Source organism: Leptospira ilyithenensis (genome assembly GCF_004771005.1).
GTDB lineage: Bacteria > Spirochaetota > Leptospiria > Leptospirales > Leptospiraceae > Leptospira_A > Leptospira_A ilyithenensis.
This window is the reverse complement of the sequence record NZ_RQHV01000062.1, coordinates 332,321-350,787: the sequence shown is the minus strand read 5'-3', so window position 1 is coordinate 350,787 and position 18,467 is coordinate 332,321. Positions and strand designations below refer to the sequence as shown.

Sequence of the window (18,467 nt, the reverse complement as noted above, 5' to 3'; positions counted from 1 at the left end):
CTCCTTACTTCCAAGGAATGGGGAATTTTTTCTGCCGTTGAAGACGAAAGAGAAAAGAAGCCGATGAAAGATCTTGAAACCCAAGACCTTCCATGACGTCTTCGACTTCAATCACTCCGCAGGCGGATGGAACATATGAGTCGCTATAGCAATCCGATTCCATGTATTGATAATGGAAATCTGCATAATGATCTGCGCAATATTGTTATCATTAAAAATCTTTTTAGCGGCTTTGTATGTTTGTTCGCTTAAACCTTTTTCAGCAATACGAGTGATCTCGTCCGTCATTGCCAAAACTACTTTTTCCTGTTCCGTAAAAATGGGAGTCTCCCACCAAGCACTGAGAGCGTAAATTCTTTGTTCCGTTTCTCCGGCTTTTCGTGCATCCGCCGCATGAAGTTGAATGCAGTAGGCACATCCGTTGATTTGCGACGCCCGAACTTTGATCAGCTCTTTCAATTTTTTATCTATCCCTGTGGAATGTAGATAATTTTCCAAACCAAACATAGCCTTATAAGCTTCGGGCTGTAAATCTCTAATACTGATTCTTTGTTGCATATCGATTTACCTCGGCCATCATCCTAACTCAGCTCGGAAAAAATGCAAGCCCTTTGATTCAGGTTTATATGTAAATTATTTATCTCTTAACTTTAGTTTGCCGACACGATCCGAATACAAACTACCCAAATACAAATTCCCGTTTTTTTCCAATGCAGATGTGATTTCCTTTAAAACTTCCCCTCCCGGATCCTGAACCGTGGAAATTACGTTTCCATTTTCATTCAATCGAACCGCAAAACCGTAAGGTTCAGGTTTCGGCCAAAGAAATTTGGGTAGCTTGGATGTGAGTTTTTTCAGGAAGGGAGAAGGATGCATTTTATCCATTCGGTCGTTTCTCACGGTAAATAAGGCTACCCAAAATTCACCCTTTTCATTCCGGGTGATGTTGTCGGGAAATCCGGGTAAGTTGGAAATGAACTCTTCCTTTATTCCCGCTTTTTTGCCTTTCAGCCAAAACCGGCTGACCTTGTACTGATAGGTTTCATTGATCAGTATAAAGTCTTCGTTTTTGGACAATGCGACTCCGTTGGCAAAGTACATTCCATCTAACAAAAGCTTGGTTTGCTTCGTTTTCGGATCATAAACGAAAAGCCGCCCGTAAGGCCGGGATTCGAGTAAATCCAATAGATACTCTTTTTGCTCGTAAACACTTGCATCGGTAAAGTAGATTTTACCGTCTTTTGCAATATCCACATCATCAGTAAATCGAAAAGGAACTCCTTCGAATTCGAAACTAAGAACTGTTAATTGCCCATTTTTCCCCAAGCTCAAGAGTCCTTTGTATGCATCCGCAATGATCAAATTGCCCGAACCGTCAAATTGCAATCCGAGAGGTCTACCTCCAGTATTCGCCAGAACTTCCAAGTTGCCTTTCGAATCGATACGAACGATATTTCCCTCTTTGTCACCTCCGTAAATATTTCCGGCAAGGTCGACATCCAAAGATTCCAATCCTTGCACTTTGCCCTGCGCGATGAGTTCGGAATCCCGCAAACTAGTGTTAACCGAATACGCAGCTTCCATTGGAGGTTTTTTGGGAGGTTCGTAAGGAAGCGGATCGAAAGAGCGGCAAGAGTGAAAAAAAAGGAGGTTTAATAGAAAAACCGAATATAAGGAAAAGGAATTTGGTCTCACAAGGATCACCTCTATGCATTAAATGATCCAGAGAATTATAAAAAGAGAAGCTTTATTTTTTTGGAACTTCCATCCCGATACAAAGTATGGTAACATCATCCATCATCTCTTTCCCTCCCTTGAACCGATGAAATGTTTCGATTAGGTTTTCTACGGAAAGATCCAATGATAGTTTTTCGGTTTTCAAAATTTCTTTTTTCAATCTGGATTCCCCGAAAAACTCTCCTTTCGTGTTTTCTTGTTCCATGATCCCGTCTGAAATCATATAGAGTCTGTCTCCCGGAGAAAAAGGAAGGGATTGAGTAGTAAGAACAGGATTTTTTTCCAAACCGAGCATGATGCCGTACTCATCCAAGGGAATGATTCCGCCTTGGGATAAAATATAAGGCTCGTTATGTCCTGCGCAGGAATAGGAAATTTGAGATTCGGAAAGCAATATATCCACGACCACAGCGGTGAACTGAGTGGCTCTTTCTCCATACCTTTCCAAAAAAACCTGATTCAAATGCAAAAGCAAATCGGAAGGTGTTTCTATTTCTTTTTTGATATGATCGAACTCAGCTTTGATCGCCATAGTGATGAGTGCCGCCTGAACTCCATGGCCGATCGCATCCGCAAGGAAAAGCCGAATCCGATCCGGTTTCATCCGAAACACATCAAAGACGTCTCCGCCGACTTCACTCATCGGTTCGAATCGGGAACTAAACTGTAATTCGGCGACCATCGTAGTATTCAGAGGTAGAATATTTCTTTGGATGGTTTTTGCAGTTTCCAAGTCCTCTCGGATGATTTCCAGAGACTGTTGCAATTTTGCGGTCCTTTCTTTGACCATCTTTTCCAAATTTTCATTTTGTTTTTGCAGCTCCTCCATAAGAGCCGCACGAACCGCTTCGTTCATTCGAAGTTCATCCAAGGCAATTTCCAATTCCCTGTTGGTTTGAATCAGATTTTTGTTTTTTGTACTGAGAACCTGATTTTCTCTTTGTTCCGAGTTTCTGATCCTTGCCGTAAGGATCTTCAACAAAAACACCGTCATAGAAGGATTAGAATATAATAATTCTCGAAAACTATCTCTGGTCATTTCCCAGAGAATCACATCATCATTTGCAGTTACGTTTACGGTCCTCGGGGCGGAGTCAATCAATGCGATCTCTCCGAAATAATCGCCCGGGACAAGATCACCTATATCAAGTCGATCTCCCTTTGTTTCATCCAGGAATTTCCATACATGAACGGAACCCTGATCGATCAAATAAAAAGAACTTCCGTCGCTATCCTGTTCAATGACCAAGTCCCCTTTTTTGAAATGAACCTGCGTCATTTTTTCCCGTAAGAAACTTAAGTCTTCTTGATTTAACATATAATTAGGATAGGTACATAAGTATGAAACCTTACGGATGCCTTCGTTGATTATCGGGATGTTGGCCCGAAATATTAAAAAAACTTAATGTTTTTTGCAGCTGAGATGCTTGGTCTTGAAGTGAGTTTGCAAGTCCGTGATTGTCTTCGGAAATATTTACAAGATAACTTGTATTTTCTGCCACTTTACTCACCGCATTTGCAATCTCCTGAAATGTCATTGTCTGTTCTTGGTTTGCAATCACGATCTCTTCCGTAATTTTAAAAAGATTGACCGAATCTTCACTTACCAAACTGCTAATTTCCGATTGTTCCTTGCTTGTGATTTGAATGCCACGAATATTATGAATCGCCTCTTCCACATAAGATAAGATACTTCCCATGGAACTTCCCAATTCCTTCATAGAATCGGTTCCCAGGTTTACGATGGACACGGCTTTATTCACCAAGGAATCTATATCCTTCGAATTTTTCTGAGTGGATTCGCCTAACTTGGATATTTCCTGAGCAACTACGGCAAAACCTCTTCCCGCATCTCCCGCACGAGCGGCTTCAATCGATGCGTTCAAAGACAATAACCCTACTCGGTCTGCGATCTCTCCTACAAGTCCCGAGATGCCTTGAATTTTGAGAGTGATATCACGAATATCTTCCATCTGTCCGATATTTGTTTTGATTTTGTTGCTACCGGATTCAGCAACCTTTTCCATTTGTTCCGACTGGGAAACCGCCTTTTCACTGTTAGATTGAATCTCGCGGATCTTTTCGTTAAGAAGATTCAAGGAAAGATTGGTTTTTTCCATTTGCTTCATTTGATGATCCGTTTTGGAAAGAACTTGTTCCGATTTGGTATGCAATTCCTGTGTTGCCGCAGACATCTCTTCCGCCGCAGCGGCTTGGTCCATCAATCTCTCCGTTGTTAGTTTAACGGAACCAAGCAGGTTTTCCGAAAACAGGAATAATTTGTCGGATTCCTTTCCGATCTCGGAAGTAACGGATTCCAATTGGGAAGAGAATTGATTTACGGAAATTGTAACAAATCCGATTTCATCGGAACTGATCATGGCATTTTGATCTCCGATCTTTCCTTTGGCCAAATCCTGCAGCTTCCGAACTAGATCGTTTGTATTCTTTTTCGCGGAATAAGCAAACAAATAAGTGATCATTCCTACAATCAGGCATAACTGTATCCCGATCGTAGGAAGAAAATACCAAAAGTTGTCGAGGATCGTTACCTTTTGGGTTTCCAAAAACAAAAGGTAACCAAAGAGAAAGAAACAGAGCCAAACAACGGATAACATGGAAAAAAATATACGAGCGCGGAATGAAATCAACCGGACATTTTGTACGGAAATGTTGATCCATTCTTCCGAAGACAACTCCCTACCGATAATGATCTCTGTTGTAAAAAAATGAGATACGTTATTTACGAAAAATATAATAAAATAGGTAAAAGCAAAACTAAACCATCCCCAAAAACCCATATTCACCAAATAATCCGTGATAGAAGCAGCTATCATTATACCTGTGATCCACTGGGATTGGACGAATACCGTTTCCAACAAAGGGAAATTCAAAAGTTTGGCTTTTGCGGAAATCAGCAATGATGTGTCACCCGAAAGTTTTCCATTCTCCGCATTCATCACGATCCGCTTCAAATACAGATAACGCAGAGAAGGAAAAACGATTCCCGTTACCGTACTCGCAGCAGTCGCTCCCCCGAGAAAGTATAGCGATTCCAGGAAGTCGAAACCATTTGCGAATATGATAAATACGCAAGCCATAGGAACGACCAGAATATAGGTAATAAATTCCAATCGAACCGTAAGAGTTCTGTAAAAATTAGATGATATCATCTATTTGAGTATAGTCTTTGCTATTTGTTCCGACCTTTTCCAGAGTTCTTTTCTTGCGGCAATATCATATGATTGTTTTGAACTTTTTTTCGCTCTTGATTTTTCGAAGTACTGACCGGTTACGTTTTTAACTTCATCCGAGGTAGCAAGAAAAACGGATGTTTTCGCACCTTTGTCTTCATTGATCGCAAACAGGTTTTGTACGAACTGAATGAAAGACTTCGTAAAACCGATGTTATTATGACCGAATTTGGTTTTGACAAAACCGGGATGAAGGCAATTGACAGTAATTGACTTTTCTTTCAGTCTTTCATCCAATTCATATGTGAAATATACATTCATTAATTTTGATTTTTGGTATTGTTTCCATCCTGAGTATTTTGTTTCTCCCTGTAGATTGTCAAAATCAAGTGAAACTCCGAAATGAGCCCCGGAAGCAACATTTACAATCCTACCTTCGCCTGACGCGTGTAAGCAAGGAATCAGGACATCGGCAAATACGAAATAATTCAAATGGTTTAAGGCAAAAGTAGACTCTAATCCTTCCCCGGTGACGGCCCTATCCGAAAAAAAGGCGCCCGCATTGTTGAGGAGCACATGAATCTTTGGAAAATCTTTTTTGATCTTTTCGGCAACTTTCTTCGTTTCTTTCAGCGAGCTCAAATCCGCTTGGTAGAGAGATATGGAATTTTTGACGGCGAAAGGAGCAAGTTCCGTATTGACTTGATTTAGTTTTTCTTTGTTTCTCGCGACTAACGCAACGGAGTAACCTTTTTTTAAGATCTCTCTTGCCGCGACTTTTCCAATTCCATCCGTTGCACCGGTGATGATTACAATTTTTTCTGACATAAACTCCTCTCCTACTCGCTGGTATCTAATGGAAAAGCAGTCTTGCAAAGCGTAAAGGAAAATACGGAACCTCTTCCAATTTCGCTTTCCACCCGGATCTTACCTTGATTTCGCTCAACAAATTCTTGACAAAGTAACAGCCCGATTCCGCTTCCATTTTCCCCTTGGGTTCCAATGGATTTGATCGTTTCTCCTACGTGAAAAAGTTTTTTCAAAATATCGGCAGAAATTCCAACCCCCGAATCAATGACTTTGATTCTCCACATCATCCCTTCTTCTTCCGCTTCAATCCGAATGCTGCTGCTATTATAGCTGAACTTGATCGCATTGGAGAGGAAATTCCGAAGTACGGTAAGAATCATCTGGTCGTCGCAAAATACTGTGGCATGGGTAGGTATGGAATTTTGGATCTGAATGGATTTTGTTTTAGCATTCAGCTCGAAAAGATAAATCGTTTCATTTACAATATCATTTACGTTTGTAAAATTGGGATGAAATTCCTCTTGACCTCTTTGCAATTTGGACCATTCCAAAAGGTTTTCCAAAAGGGAAAAAACAGACTCGGAAGCATCAACAAGAGATTTTGTCATTTCATATATCTCGGTGTCTTCCTCTTTCACCTTCTCATTCAGAATTTTTAATAGAACTTTGATCCCTGCAAGCGGACCCCGCAAATCATGAGATATAATGGAAAGAAATCTGTCTTTGGTAGCATTCGCGTAAGAAAGGGAGCGATTTGCATCCACCATTTGGGATTCTAATTTTTTCTGATCGGTAATATCCCGAAACACCACCACCAAACCAATGCTAATGCGGTATCTGTCTCTGACTCTTTTCACCCGGACGTCCCAGTCCCGGAGCGGGTCTTTGGATTCCCATCTCCATTGAATCAAATTTCTTTTTTCTGAAAGGTTTTGTATTTTTTGGGAAAGTTCGGGATAAGACTGAAAAAAAACTTCGGTGGAACTCAAAGTCAGATACCTTCTTCCATCGGCAAATAGTTGTTCAGCGACAATATTCCAGTCGATCACCCGGTTTCTGCCGTCAAGGATCACAACCGGATCATCCAATTCGTCTACAATTTCCCCTCTTACCAAAGGAACCAGATCGAACATACGATAATAACCGATTGCAAAAAAGAATATCAGAACCTGAACGGATAATGTAACGGGAGCCAGCGCCAAACCGGGGAAAGGACGAACCCCTAACACATGGAAAACGGTTGTCGTCCAAAGAACGATGAAAGAAACCAGTATCAGATAGAATTGGTTTCTTGCGGGGGCTCTGGTATTCAGTATGCTCTTAAGAATGAGATAGGCAATATAACAGGACCAGATGGTAGATCCGCCCAGTTCCACAATCTGTCCCGGAAGAGCGAGAACCTGCACCCATTGGGTTCTTCCTTCAATGATTTCGATATGAGTGTCTTGTAAAAGCGTCCCAAATAAAGGATCGAATAGTATGATCATAGCCATTAGAAGCGGTTGTATGGATAAAAGTATCCACATCCTGCGGGTCAGCAGCTGTCTGTTCAGAGTGAAACCGATTGTAGAGAGAGTCCCACCTAACGTAGCGATGATGATGCCGGCATGAATGAAATAAATCCGAAACCTATGCCAATCTTTGTCGATGAGAAGAAAGTCAAATCCGTAAAAGCCTGTCCAAACGAGACAGCCTACGATCATGACCAGTAGATAACGGATGAGAGTGAGTTGGATGGAGCGAAGAACGAAAAGCCCCAATATCAAATTGAGGCAAAATGCAAAACCTAAAAGTAAGCTATACGGATGAAACTGCCACAAGATTAAGTTTCTTCTTCGCTGCTAATCATTTCGCAGTTTCCGTCGAATACCACTCCGTCTGCGATTTGTAATTTTGCAGTACGGATGTTTCCTTGGACTTTTCCGGATGATAACATTTCCAATCTTTGTGTAGCCGTCACATTTCCAATGATGGTTCCACCGACGACTACGGTGCCTGCCTTCACATTCGCTTTGACTCTGGCACCTTCACTGACTACCAGATAACCGTCGGAAATGATCTCTCCGATAAAATCTCCGGATATCTGCAATGGCTTTTTGAAAGCTAAAGTTCCGTTAAACGCTGTTTCTTTACCGAGAATGGTAGCAATCACTCCATGTTCGGTGACAATCGGTTGTGTATTTTTTTTGGACATAAATCTCTAATTATTTTGTTTTCATATTATAAACCCCGTCCCAATCTTCGGGAGGAGGTTCTGCGATATAATCATCACATCTTTCGATATACAATTGCGATGGGCCGTCTTCCGGATCAATTTGTATTGCTTTTTGAAATGTTGCTTTTGCTTCCGCGAACTTTCTTTCTTTGTAAAGGGCAAGTCCTTGGTTGTAAAGTGCCACAACTTGATGCATCTTTTCTGTTACGATCATAATTTCTCCTTGTACAAAACAACGACTGCCGTCGAGTGATTTCTCCCATGACTAATGGACACCGAACTATGGGTGAAACCTTTTGCTTGGAAAAATTTCTCCGTTTTCCCGTGCATGACCAGCGTTTTTTTTCCGAAATTGGCGCCTGCGAGTTCGATTTCTTTCATATCCGCAACTTCGCCCGGATCAAGGGACAATGCCTTGATCAAAGCTTCCTTGCAGGCAAACCTCCCGGCAAGATATGGGATGGGGTCTTTGTGTTTGTGGCAGTATTCCACTTCTCCGTCCGTAAATACCCGTTTCAGAAAACGATCTCCGTGTTTTTCCAATAGATCCCGGATTCGGTCGTTTTCGACTATGTCATTGCCAACGGAAATCATTCCATCACAAGGATTCCGCCCCATCATTCATAGGTCGAGCCTGTTTCGGATGGTACCGGGAAAACTTTAGGGCGAGTCCCGATGATTTTTGTCAGAAATTCCAACGAGTCAGGGACCAGGCTGCTCCGGGGTGACCGTCGCATAGCGACCGCGTTCCGCGCCCTCCGCATCCCTCTCGCAAAGGTATAAATCTAACGATATATAGGTGATCTAAGCTCCCAACCGATGCAACGTTTCCTTAAGGGAAAAAACTTCCTGGAGAGAAATTCCCATTTGGCAAAATATTTTTTCAGGAACTGACAATGCTTTTGTATGTAATTTTTTTCCCAAAGAAGTCAACCTTACAGTGACTACTCTTTCATCTTCTTCTCCCCTCTTTCTTTCCAAAAGATTTGCAATTTGCATTCTTTTCAAAAGAGGTGTCAATGTACCCGAATCAAGACTTAACCTCTCACCGATTTCACTTACGGAAAGCCCATCCTCTTCCCACAAAACAAGCATTACAAGGTATTGAGGATAAGTCAAATTCAGTTCGGTAAGCAAAGGACGATACATTTTCATCATCCTATGCGTTGCCGAATACAGGGAAAAACAGATTTGGTTCTTAAGTAAAAGAATTTCTCCCTTGTTCGCTTTATTTTGCAATCAATTCCTCGATATCTTTTACAATCGCTTCCGGCTTCGTAATAGGCGCATAACGCTTAATAACATTTCCCTTTTTATCTATCAAAAATTTTGTAAAATTCCATTTTAAATCCAAAGAACCGAATATTCCTGGCGCTTGTTTTTTTAAATGTTGGTAAAGAGGATCTGTGTTCGGACCATTCACCTCCAACTTTGAAAAAATAGGAAACGTCGTGCTGAAAGTTCTTTCGCAAAAAAGTTTGATCTGCTCATCGGAGCCCGGCTCTTGTCCGTTGAACTGGTTGCAAGGAAAGGCGAGAATCTCAAAACCCTTGGTATGCAATTTCTCGTAGGTTTCCTGTAAACCTTTGTATTGCGGTGTGAAACCGCACTCGCTAGCAGTGTTTACAATAAGAAGAACTTTGTCTTTAAAATTGGACAAAGGGATTTCTTCACTTCCCCGTTTTACTTTGATTTGATAAAAATCTTCTGCCATTTTGAAAACCTCTTGTTATTGCAATGATGACAGGCAATTAAGTTGTGCACAATCTTTTTTTTTAAAGATCCTCTGTAAAATTCAAAGTTGGGGAATGCGGTGGAATCCTTAGCATCCCCGCCCCTTCTTCTGTGCCAATAGAAGCGAAGAAGTATTCGAAAAATCATCAGCGAAGCTGATCCTGGGTGGGGTTCCACCCGCCACTCAATGACTTTTCTCTACTACATCTTTCCAATTTGTTCCAGCAGCCAGTAGATATTCATGGTTCGCTTTACCAGCAGGAACAAAAGGATAAACGCCTTCTTCTTCCGGAACAATCACTTCCAAAAACGACGGAGCTTTTTTGGAAAACCAATCCGAGAAAAAAACGAAATTATCTTTCAGATGAATTTTTGCCGATTCAATTCCGAAACTTTCTGCCAAGCGGAGAAAATCCGGCTGAAATTCAAATTTGCTTCCCGACTTTCTATTTTCATAAAAAAGTTCCTGTTGCTGCCGCACTAACCCCAGATGTCCGTTGTTGACTAGAATGATTTTCACATTCAAATTCCATTCTTTCAAAGTGGAAAGCTCCTGCAAATTCATCATAATAGAGCCGTCTCCCGTAAAACAAAGAACAGTTGCACCCGGATTGGCAAGTGCAACTCCGATGGAAGCCGGTAAACCGAAACCCATTGTACCTTGTCCGCCGGAAGTAATCCATGAATTGGGCTTTTGAAACGGGTAACTTTGGGCTACCCACATTTGATGTTGGCCTACGTCGGTAAGAATAAAAGCATCCTCATTGATCGAACTTGCGACGGATCTCACAAGCGAATGAATTTTGTTTGGTGGTGGTGCCAAATTACTTTTAAGCCTGCTGATTTCACTTAACCAGTCTTTGTTGGAAGCTTCATAATTAGTTTCCAAATCGGAAATCCAGGCAAACAAAAACGAAGAAAGTTCTCCATTCCAAGACAAATCAACCTTTCGATTTTTATTGATTTCCCTTTTATCAATATCTACATGAATAACTTTGGCATTTTTACAAAAAGATTCTAAATTGCCGGTAGCACGATCGTCAAACCTTACTCCGAATGCAAGCAATAGATCGCAATCTCTTAATGCTTCATTTGCGGCGGCAGTTCCGTGCATCCCCATCATTCCCAAATACAATTCATCTTCTTCGGAAAATATACCAAGCCCCATCAATGTGGACACTACCGGGATTCGAAATTGATCGGAAATTTTACGAATCAGCCTTTCCGATTTTACGGCCCCTCCTCCAATATATAACAACTGTTTATTGCTATTTTTCAATAACTCCGTCGCACCATCAATCAATTCCCTTGATGGATCTTCTGAAAGGATTTTTTTATCTTCATGCTCATTCGGAATCGATCCTTTTTCTTTAAAATCGCCAATCAGTGAGTTCTGAATATCTTTAGGAAGATCAATCCAAACGGGGCCTGGTCTTCCTTCTTTGCAAAGCGAAAATGCTTCCTCCAGAATCTCTGGAAACCGGCTCGGATCTGTAACCAAATACGCCCGTTTGGTGATGGACCGGACAATGGAAAGAGTATCCAATTCCTGAAACGCATCGGTACCGATGAGCCATGTAGGAACTTGACCTGATATCACAAGTATTGGAACGGAATCCCGGAAAGCATCGGCTACCGCAGTGATTGCATTGGAAACCCCGGGACCCGATGAAATCAAAAACGGAGTCACCTCCCCCGTTGTCCGAGCTATCCCTTGGGCAATAAAACCGGCTCCTTGTTCATGCCGTGCAAGAACATGAGTGAGCGAAGACTTCGCCAAAGCGTCGTACACCGGTAAGATGGTGCCCCCGGGCAATCCGGGAAGAAAGCGAATTCCCTTGGATTCGAAAAAACGAATACAATATTCAGAAACAGTAATAGAGGTTTGCATAAAATAGTCCTTAGGATTTTTCTTCCCGCGAAAAGGCTTTCCATCCGGCGGGAAGTCCCCAAAGGGGAAAGCTTATAACGACGGAAAGCTAAGACTATTTGGATGAGTGACGACGACTAAGACGAGAGAAGTGGTGAGTACATAGGAAACTTCTGCGGGATCTTGGCTGAACAAGCTTAGATTGCAAAAGTTCGAATTCGACATTCTAAACCAGAATTTCCTTATCAGAAAATCCAGTCACTTTTTTTTTGAAGTGAGTAGAAACAAATCGGAAATGTTTCAGAGATCTTTTGTTCTTTTGATCAGGATATAAAAAGAATAAGCAAATCCCCCAAAAAGTCCTACCAACAACCAAAGAGGGCTCGTATCGAATTTTTCGTCCAAAAAATAACCACCCAATACAAAGACCAGTATCGAAGTTACAAATTCGAACCCGACTCCCGCCATAGCGAGAGGTGATTTATCTTCCGGTTTTTGATCCTTTGGATCCATTGAATTATTTATCCTCTATCTTTCGATAACGTTGGATTCGATAGCCTAACTCGGTTTTATCGGAAATCAATTGATAATGATGAGCGGGAAACTCATAACGATTGTTAATCTTTTCATCATAAAGTTTTTTGGAACTGTTATAATCATAAGGTTTCTCGCCATCGAACCAGAAAAGATGAAACCCCGGAAAATCGTTTTTATAGAGAATGTCCTGAAGGTCTTTCGCTTCCTCTTCGTTAATTGCTAAAAAATGATATTGATTCAGATAAGAAACGGAAATAAGCAAAGCATCAAAAAGATTTTTATGAATCACAGGAAGATTTTCCCTTTCTCCTTCTTTCCAAATATTAAGCAACTGAACCTGAGATTCCTGCACACGATTCATCAATGGAAAAAACGATTTGAGGAGACGACTTTGCAAATAAATTTGCGAAACTAGCAAAATGCCCGTAAAGATAAAGATTTCTTTTTTGAATCTAAAAGAACTCAAGTTTTCCAGATGATATAGAAAATAAGCAGACGCGATCACAAAGCAATAAAAACTAACATCCGTAAATCGAAGACCGGCAAATAATCCCCCGGGGTTATAAGGAGAAAGAACGGAAACGATGATTACGCTTAAAATACCAAATAGGCTCCAAAAAACGATTTCCAAAGGATAAGTCGCAAGATCTCCGAAGCAAAAATATAAAGAAACAACTCCGAGAACGACGAGTAATCCCCCCGCCTTCAGAAATCCCAATTTTTCGGAATCACCTAAAAAGAAACTTTTGATCAAAACCAACTGGCGTCCCATCCCCGAACCGGAGAGATCTCCTAAGGAAATCCGTCCCCTAACACCAAATATATTACCAAACTCTATTTGGTTCCAAATGGCAAAAAAAACAACTCCAATCAAAAATCCGATCAGAACAAATCGATTTTTTCGAATGAGCGGGAAGACCTGAAACGAATGCAAAACAAGATATAATATACCCGCTAAAAACAGATAAATGAACATCTCCGAACGAAGGTATGGTGCAATCGATACGATAAGCCCTAGAAAAAATCCGATAGCAGGTTTTTTAGAAAATTTAGGAGACGCGGAAGATTGATCCAGAGTGTAAAACAAAAAAACCAAAACAAGGAGAACCGCCAAAGTAGTTTCCGTATATTCATAAGCAGAATATATCGGATAACCGGAGATACTGATAATAGCCAAGAGAGAACGAAAAAGGACCGATTTCAAACCGATGATTTTTTCGATGTAAAGTAAAATGACAAACGATGTAATCAAATACAAAATTAAACAAACCCATGTCAGTCCAAAGGCACCAAACAAAGAATAAATAGGAACGGATGCCAAAGTAAAAAAATACGGGTATTGGAAAACGCATTCTTCCCGAAAAGTTTTATTCAGTCCTTTGACTGCCCATGTATAATCAAAAGGGAAAAAACGATAATCCGGATCTATGCTTTTTCCCGGATACAAACATCTGTGATTTTGCAATCCACCTTCTGAATACTGAATGAGTTGATAGTATTTGATTTGCGCATCAGACTGAATCATGGGCATACCTAACCCATCCAGTTTGATGCGCTTATGAATATAATAAGAAGAAAAAATTACTAATATAAGAAATGGTATGATATTAATAATCTTTTGTTTCATAAGACGACTAGTTTAAGATACGACCGACCCGATCCCATCGAACATCCAGTCTCCAAAGCCTGTATTTCAAAGTTCGTTCAATCCAACCGAAGCGGGTTTCTTCTTCTCTATATCTGTAGGAAGAAGAAGAAAATACTTCGCTAGGGTGACATTTTTTTTCCAACTCTTCGCCATGATATCGTTCTGCGAACTCCGCTCCCTTCTCTGCCAACTCTTTACCTGATTTATATTCGCAGGTAAAATCTTTCCAGTCGATGGAGAAATAAATCACAAGTGCTTTTCCGAGAATATCTTCTCTGCCCACAAATCCCCAAGCACGCGAATCGTGAGAATCATCACGGTTGTCACCCATCACCATATATTGACCTTCCTGAATCAGATGGCCTTTTACAAAATCACAACATTCGAATATATGTGCTCTTCGATCGTCCTCAAAACCTTCTAAAATATAATGTTCGAAACCTGGTTTTTGTTCTACAAAGAGGGCTCTTTGAGAAGCATCGATATTGTCCAAATCGGAAAGCTCGTCTCCGATAGGAACTTCTTTGGGAGAGTAGGATAAAAACTCTGTTCCATCCTTCGGCTTGTATTCGAAGTATGCGAAATGAACTCTACCTCTGTCTTTCGTATCTACGAATTTTCGTGTGATACGAATCGTATCTCCCGGCAAACCCACCACTCGCTTAACAAACCGTTTGGCGAAAATCCCAGTGCGGGACTCTTCCTGGGCAAGTGCTGTGGCGGGAGGAATAAAAGTGACGATATCTCCCCGCTTGGGGTCATCAATCCGAAAGAGTTCCTTTTCCGTGAAAGGCATCCGAATGGAATAACGCATCTTGTTTACAAATAGAAAATCACCGATTTTCAGAGTGGGAATCATCGACCCGGAAGGGATATTATTGGCGTCAAGTATGGAAGACTTGAAAGCAAAAACGAGAACTACGATGAATGCAAAGGAAAAACTGGATGCAAAAATACCTTCTTGGGGCTCTTCTTTTTTGGTTTTTGGAGGATTTGGCTTGGTTTTGGAGGAAAAAATTCCCATACGGTGAGCCTAGATTTGCGGAATTTTCTGTCAACAAAGGGAAAAATACCGAGAAAGGCTTGTACGAATCCGGGATTTCACCGATAACATACCTGGAGCCCTTTAGTTTAGTATGGAAAAAAGCCTCTCTGTTTTGCGTTTAACTCTTCAAGAAATGAAGGATCAGTATGCCTTTGTTTGCCTAAAGACCGGAACTGAAACGGAGGATATGGGAGAGGGGGAAATAGCCCTACTCCAAAAAATCTGCCAGGGGATTTTGCCCCTCTCCGTTAAAATCGGCGGCCCCGAAGCACGTAACGATATTAGAATATGCAATAAAATCGGTGTAGCCGGCATCTCCGCCCCCATGGTGGAATCGGAATACGCTCTTAGAAATTTTATCTCCACTTTAAAGAACCTGATTCCAGGCACAGAGTTTGAAAAACTAAAAAAAGCAATCAACTTGGAAACAATCACCGGGTATAGAAATCTTCTGGATATTTTCGACTCACAAGCATTTGGTGATTTGCAGCAAGTAACAGCCGCTAGGTCGGATCTTTCCGCTTCCATGGACAAAAAACCGGATGATCCGGAAGTTACACGCATCTCGAAAAAAATCATTTCGGAAGCAAAAAGCAGAGGCAAAAAAACTTCCGTCGGCGGAACCATCACAAAAACAAATTTTGAATTGATTGCGACTGAAATTGTTCCCGACTTTATCAATTCCCGCCATGTAATGGTAGATACTTCCAAGGCCATGGAAATCGGAGCAACGGATGTGGCGGAATGTATGTTGATTTTTGAAATGGATGTATACGAATATTTTTCCAAGGCGTTTCCCGAAAAAGGATACTACTACCGCAATCGTGTAGAGATCAATAGAGAAAGAATCGGAGAAAGAAAGGTATTGTACTTTATTCGTTAGGTGGTATTTCTATTTTTCATATTCAGTATTGTAACCGCATTTTTATTTGCCACTCCTTACTCATTGCATAAGCCCCTTCAAAAAGGGCTTTTTCTTTTTTGTATCATTGTTTCCTTAGCCTGTTTTTACTTTAGAAATTCGGATTTCAAAACAAAGAGAACCTTCTTTTTCCCTTCCTCTTTGCTACTTGCTATCAATCGGTTAAAAATCTTATTCTCCCAAATCATTTTTGTACGATTTGTACTCATTTTGAGTCTATTGATTTACATAATCAGTTTCGGACTTCATTTTGATGAGATCAGTCAGAATTTTTCTTCCCGATTTTTATTCCAAGACTCGGATTATATCGGGATGGATGAAGTAATCCGGGAGATATTGAGAGGGAACGGATTTCACTCTGCGTATTATTCGGAATCGGGAAAAGAATCCTACCTATTGCACCATTTTGCACCAGGGCTTGTTTTTTATCTGCCATTTATAAGTTTGTTCCCTGATCGTTGGGGCTATGCAATCGGATGTTATGCGTATGCTGTAATAGGCCTTCTCGGATGGGGATTTTTATTATACAAAGAATCGGAAAAGAGAGGAAATCCTTCCCGGCAAACTATATTTTGGATTCTTTGGATCGCACTCTTCAACCAACTTTATATCTACCGTCTGGGAACCAGTTATCATTTTGAAATTTTGGTTTTACCTTTCTCCGCTTTATTTTTTTATTTTTATCTGTCCGTCCAAGATAAAAATAAAACCAAATTGATTTATCATTGGTCGGGACTATTCTTTAGCTTGGCTTTGTTTTTATCCGTAAAAGAAGATATCGGAGTATACATTGGTTTATTTGGGGCTGTTAGCTGGCTGTACGAATGGTTTTCAAAAAAAAGAACTCCCTTTTATAAAAATATCCGATTCAATTCTTTGCCTTTTTCGATTTTAATCCTATCTTTATTATACTTTCTATTTGCATTCTGGATTTATCCACACTGGATCCTAGGAAATTCTACTGTTTCCTGGTCCGATGAATTGTCCCGGGAGTATGCGGGGTATTACAAAAAGGTAGAAGGAGCGGACAAAGCAGTCAGGATTTTTTTGGAAATCGCAGTGAGCGGAGGATTGGGAATACTTTCCGTTATCCCGGAAGGAATCGTATGGGGTTTGATATATTTAACACACGCTATATCCTCCAGGCCATGGCATCATGAGATATATTCCTACTATTCCTATACACTTCTCCCTTTCGTATTATTTTCAGGTCTTGTTTGGTTGAGAAAGAAAAAAGAAATTCCCTATTGGGGATTTTTTCTGATCGTAGGACTTATTTTTTATAAAAACTCTTTGGATGGAAATTATCCTTTGCATTTTCAGAAAGAAAATATCCGGAACGAAGTTGAGTTGTTAGAAAAAGAAGCAGGAAGAACTGTCCGGACAGAACTTGCGGAAAGCAAAAAATCAATCCAGAACGACGGAGTTGTTTATAGCCAGTACAATTTGTCTTTTTATGTTTCGAAAGATATTCCCGTTCGACCGATTCGTTTATTTGAATCAGATTGTTTCCAAGAACGAAATAGAATCGATTTAAATTCGAAACAAGATCACCATCATTCCTGTTATGTGATCATGGCCCCGAATTTTGCGGATCCGGTATTTCATCCGAAGGAAGAATTTTTAAAAATACGCGACGGGCTTCGGGAAAAAAAAGCCGCTCTGATTTACCAAGGACATATGATAGAAGTTTGGAAATTATTCCTTTAAGTGAAAAATTTCATACCCACTATCTCTTTTTTCGATTCGGATGAGTCCCTCTAGAATCAATTTTTTAATGATGGAATAAATCAATCCGAGTGCGGTAGGGAGATGACCTCCGTTATGAACTTTTTTGCCGATGGCGGCTTCCATTAGGTTCAAAAGATCGGAAGGACTTTCTCTTAATCTTCGGATTACACCTTTTTCCAAAATAGATAAGGTTTTTTTCACAAGAGTGATCGTTCTCATCGGGTCTTCTATCTCATGACCGTGTGCGGGAAGCAGTCTTTTGATCGGCTCTTCCAAAAGTTTGGAAAGAGTAAAATAGTAATCTCCCAAACTGCCATCCATTTCTGAATAAATAGCTGTTAGGTTGGCGATGATCAAATCCCCCGAAAAATAAACGCCGGACTCCTGGATCACGGGAGTAATATGATAGAGATTGTGGCCGGGTGTATAAATAAAACGAAAGCGCCTGTCCCCTATCTCCATGGAATCGTTATGGTCGATCGCTTTGTCGATTCGAAGGATAGGATCCCCTTTTTTTGTTTCCTGAAACTTGCTGTAAAAATTGACCCAACCACTTCTGGATTCGGAGATGATTTTTTCCAATTGAACCGGATCTCCGAAAGCAACAGTGAATAAATCCTCGGTCGCCTGTTCGAAAAGCCGCATGGAATCCAGATAGTTGCCCACTCCATCCTGCATTGCACGATAACCGTAATATACCGCCTTAGGCGCGTAAGATTTTAAAATCAGAGACGAAGAGATATGATCCAGATGATTGTGAGTATAAATGATATTTTTAATGTCCCGAAGGGAAAATCCTCTGGTTTTCAGAGATGCCTGCAACATGGGAACGGATTCGATATAACCCGAATCGATGAGAGTCAAACCGTCGTTATCTACAAATAGGTAGATATTGTTGGGAGCATAAAACGGTTGAGGGAGAACGATTTTAAAGATCTCATCTCCAATCTCTTCCATAGGAGGAACTTTTTTGGGAGTTGTGACGATCATGGATTATGTAAATGTAGTAGGTACCACATAATAT

General features: G+C 40.7%; 18 protein-coding genes. 2 read left to right on the top strand and 16 right to left on the bottom strand.

All coding sequences use genetic code 11. The features are described from left to right. Positions 1–111: 111 nt before the first annotated feature. From EHS11_RS18325 to lepB, 15 genes are all read right to left on the bottom strand, one after another. Positions 112–558, bottom strand: coding sequence for a carboxymuconolactone decarboxylase family protein (locus tag EHS11_RS18325; RefSeq protein WP_135765806.1), 447 nt, complete (start codon positions 556–558; stop codon positions 112–114). A 75-nt stretch (positions 559–633) separates the two neighbouring features. Continuing rightward, a complete protein-coding gene (locus tag EHS11_RS18320) occupies positions 634–1,695 on the bottom strand; it encodes an SMP-30/gluconolactonase/LRE family protein (RefSeq protein ID WP_246048047.1) in 1,062 nt (353 codons plus the stop codon). Positions 1,696–1,747: 52 nt separating this feature from the next. Beyond that, positions 1,748–3,055 (bottom strand): PP2C family protein-serine/threonine phosphatase, encoded by a 1,308-nt coding sequence (locus tag EHS11_RS18315; RefSeq protein ID WP_135765805.1) that lies wholly within the window; start codon positions 3,053–3,055, stop codon positions 1,748–1,750. A gap of 31 nt (positions 3,056–3,086) precedes the next feature. Beyond that, positions 3,087–4,910, bottom strand: a complete 1,824-nt coding sequence (locus EHS11_RS18310; RefSeq protein WP_135765804.1) for a methyl-accepting chemotaxis protein — start codon at positions 4,908–4,910, stop codon at positions 3,087–3,089. Continuing rightward, the gene (locus EHS11_RS18305; RefSeq protein ID WP_135765803.1) at positions 4,911–5,759 is read right to left on the bottom strand and encodes an SDR family oxidoreductase; all 849 of its coding nucleotides are present in this window, start codon (positions 5,757–5,759) and stop codon (positions 4,911–4,913) included. It abuts the gene before it with no gap. A gap of 11 nt (positions 5,760–5,770) precedes the next feature. Next, entirely contained in the window at positions 5,771–7,561 is a 1,791-nt protein-coding gene (locus tag EHS11_RS18300) for a sensor histidine kinase (protein ID WP_135765802.1), read from the bottom strand. Between the two features lie 2 nt (positions 7,562–7,563). Further along, positions 7,564–7,935 (bottom strand): bactofilin family protein, encoded by a 372-nt coding sequence (locus tag EHS11_RS18295; protein WP_135765801.1) that lies wholly within the window; start codon positions 7,933–7,935, stop codon positions 7,564–7,566. Between the two features lie 10 nt (positions 7,936–7,945). Next, entirely contained in the window at positions 7,946–8,167 is a 222-nt protein-coding gene (locus tag EHS11_RS18290) for a tetratricopeptide repeat protein (RefSeq protein ID WP_210413722.1), read from the bottom strand. Further along, positions 8,167–8,550, bottom strand: coding sequence for a holo-ACP synthase (gene acpS, locus EHS11_RS18285; protein WP_135765799.1), 384 nt, complete (start codon positions 8,548–8,550; stop codon positions 8,167–8,169). Before acpS ends, EHS11_RS18290 begins: the two co-directional genes overlap by 1 nt. A 210-nt stretch (positions 8,551–8,760) precedes the next feature. Next, on the bottom strand, positions 8,761–9,114 hold the full coding sequence (locus tag EHS11_RS18280) for a MarR family winged helix-turn-helix transcriptional regulator (RefSeq protein WP_135765944.1): 354 nt from the start codon (positions 9,112–9,114) through the stop codon (positions 8,761–8,763). A 70-nt stretch (positions 9,115–9,184) separates the two neighbouring features. After that, positions 9,185–9,670 carry a glutathione peroxidase gene (locus EHS11_RS18275; RefSeq protein WP_135765798.1) on the bottom strand — a complete coding sequence of 162 codons (486 nt, stop codon included), beginning with the start codon at positions 9,668–9,670 and terminating at the stop codon, positions 9,185–9,187. A 204-nt stretch (positions 9,671–9,874) separates the two neighbouring features. Continuing rightward, positions 9,875–11,581, bottom strand: coding sequence for a biosynthetic-type acetolactate synthase large subunit (gene ilvB / locus EHS11_RS18270; RefSeq protein WP_135765797.1), 1,707 nt, complete (start codon positions 11,579–11,581; stop codon positions 9,875–9,877). A 279-nt stretch (positions 11,582–11,860) separates the two neighbouring features. Then, entirely contained in the window at positions 11,861–12,073 is a 213-nt protein-coding gene (locus tag EHS11_RS18265; protein ID WP_135765796.1) for an AtpZ/AtpI family protein, read from the bottom strand. 4 nt (positions 12,074–12,077) lie between these two features. Beyond that, the gene (locus EHS11_RS18260; protein WP_135765795.1) at positions 12,078–13,724 is read right to left on the bottom strand and encodes an LA_3751/LA_3752 family putative glycosyltransferase; all 1,647 of its coding nucleotides are present in this window, start codon (positions 13,722–13,724) and stop codon (positions 12,078–12,080) included. A gap of 7 nt (positions 13,725–13,731) precedes the next feature. Further along, positions 13,732–14,769, bottom strand: a complete 1,038-nt coding sequence (gene lepB / locus EHS11_RS18255) for a signal peptidase I (RefSeq protein WP_135765794.1) — start codon at positions 14,767–14,769, stop codon at positions 13,732–13,734. A 112-nt stretch (positions 14,770–14,881) separates the two neighbouring features. Here lepB and EHS11_RS18250 point away from each other — a divergent pair, with 112 nt between their 5' ends. Together EHS11_RS18250 and EHS11_RS18245 are read left to right on the top strand one after the other, a co-directional pair. After that, positions 14,882–15,673 carry an aldolase gene (locus EHS11_RS18250; RefSeq protein WP_135765793.1) on the top strand — a complete coding sequence of 264 codons (792 nt, stop codon included), beginning with the start codon at positions 14,882–14,884 and terminating at the stop codon, positions 15,671–15,673. Continuing rightward, positions 15,674–17,422 carry a DUF2079 domain-containing protein gene (locus tag EHS11_RS18245; protein WP_135765792.1) on the top strand — a complete coding sequence of 583 codons (1,749 nt, stop codon included), beginning with the start codon at positions 15,674–15,676 and terminating at the stop codon, positions 17,420–17,422. It abuts the gene before it with no gap. Here the strand turns inward: EHS11_RS18245 and EHS11_RS18240 are convergent. Beyond that, positions 17,411–18,433 (bottom strand): MBL fold metallo-hydrolase, encoded by a 1,023-nt coding sequence (locus EHS11_RS18240; protein WP_135765791.1) that lies wholly within the window; start codon positions 18,431–18,433, stop codon positions 17,411–17,413. The two genes, EHS11_RS18245 and EHS11_RS18240, sit on opposite strands and share 12 nt — an antisense overlap. Positions 18,434–18,467 lie beyond the last annotated feature (34 nt).

Coding starts and splice junctions, on each gene's coding strand:
- EHS11_RS18275 (WP_135765798.1), bottom strand. CDS start 9,670: ATGGCAGAAGATTTTTATCAAATCAAAGTAAAACGGGGAAGTGAAGAA.
- EHS11_RS18305 (WP_135765803.1), bottom strand. CDS start 5,759: ATGTCAGAAAAAATTGTAATCATCACCGGTGCAACGGATGGAATTGGA.
- EHS11_RS18315 (WP_135765805.1), bottom strand. CDS start 3,055: ATGTTAAATCAAGAAGACTTAAGTTTCTTACGGGAAAAAATGACGCAG.
- EHS11_RS18310 (WP_135765804.1), bottom strand. CDS start 4,910: ATGATATCATCTAATTTTTACAGAACTCTTACGGTTCGATTGGAATTT.
- EHS11_RS18250 (WP_135765793.1), top strand. CDS start 14,882: ATGGAAAAAAGCCTCTCTGTTTTGCGTTTAACTCTTCAAGAAATGAAG.
- EHS11_RS18325 (WP_135765806.1), bottom strand. CDS start 558: ATGCAACAAAGAATCAGTATTAGAGATTTACAGCCCGAAGCTTATAAG.
- acpS (WP_135765799.1), bottom strand. CDS start 8,550: ATGATTTCCGTTGGCAATGACATAGTCGAAAACGACCGAATCCGGGAT.
- EHS11_RS18280 (WP_135765944.1), bottom strand. CDS start 9,114: ATGATGAAAATGTATCGTCCTTTGCTTACCGAACTGAATTTGACTTAT.
- lepB (WP_135765794.1), bottom strand. CDS start 14,769: ATGGGAATTTTTTCCTCCAAAACCAAGCCAAATCCTCCAAAAACCAAA.
- EHS11_RS18295 (WP_135765801.1), bottom strand. CDS start 7,935: ATGTCCAAAAAAAATACACAACCGATTGTCACCGAACATGGAGTGATT.
- EHS11_RS18265 (WP_135765796.1), bottom strand. CDS start 12,073: ATGGATCCAAAGGATCAAAAACCGGAAGATAAATCACCTCTCGCTATG.
- EHS11_RS18260 (WP_135765795.1), bottom strand. CDS start 13,724: ATGAAACAAAAGATTATTAATATCATACCATTTCTTATATTAGTAATT.
- EHS11_RS18240 (WP_135765791.1), bottom strand. CDS start 18,433: ATGATCGTCACAACTCCCAAAAAAGTTCCTCCTATGGAAGAGATTGGA.
- ilvB (WP_135765797.1), bottom strand. CDS start 11,581: ATGCAAACCTCTATTACTGTTTCTGAATATTGTATTCGTTTTTTCGAA.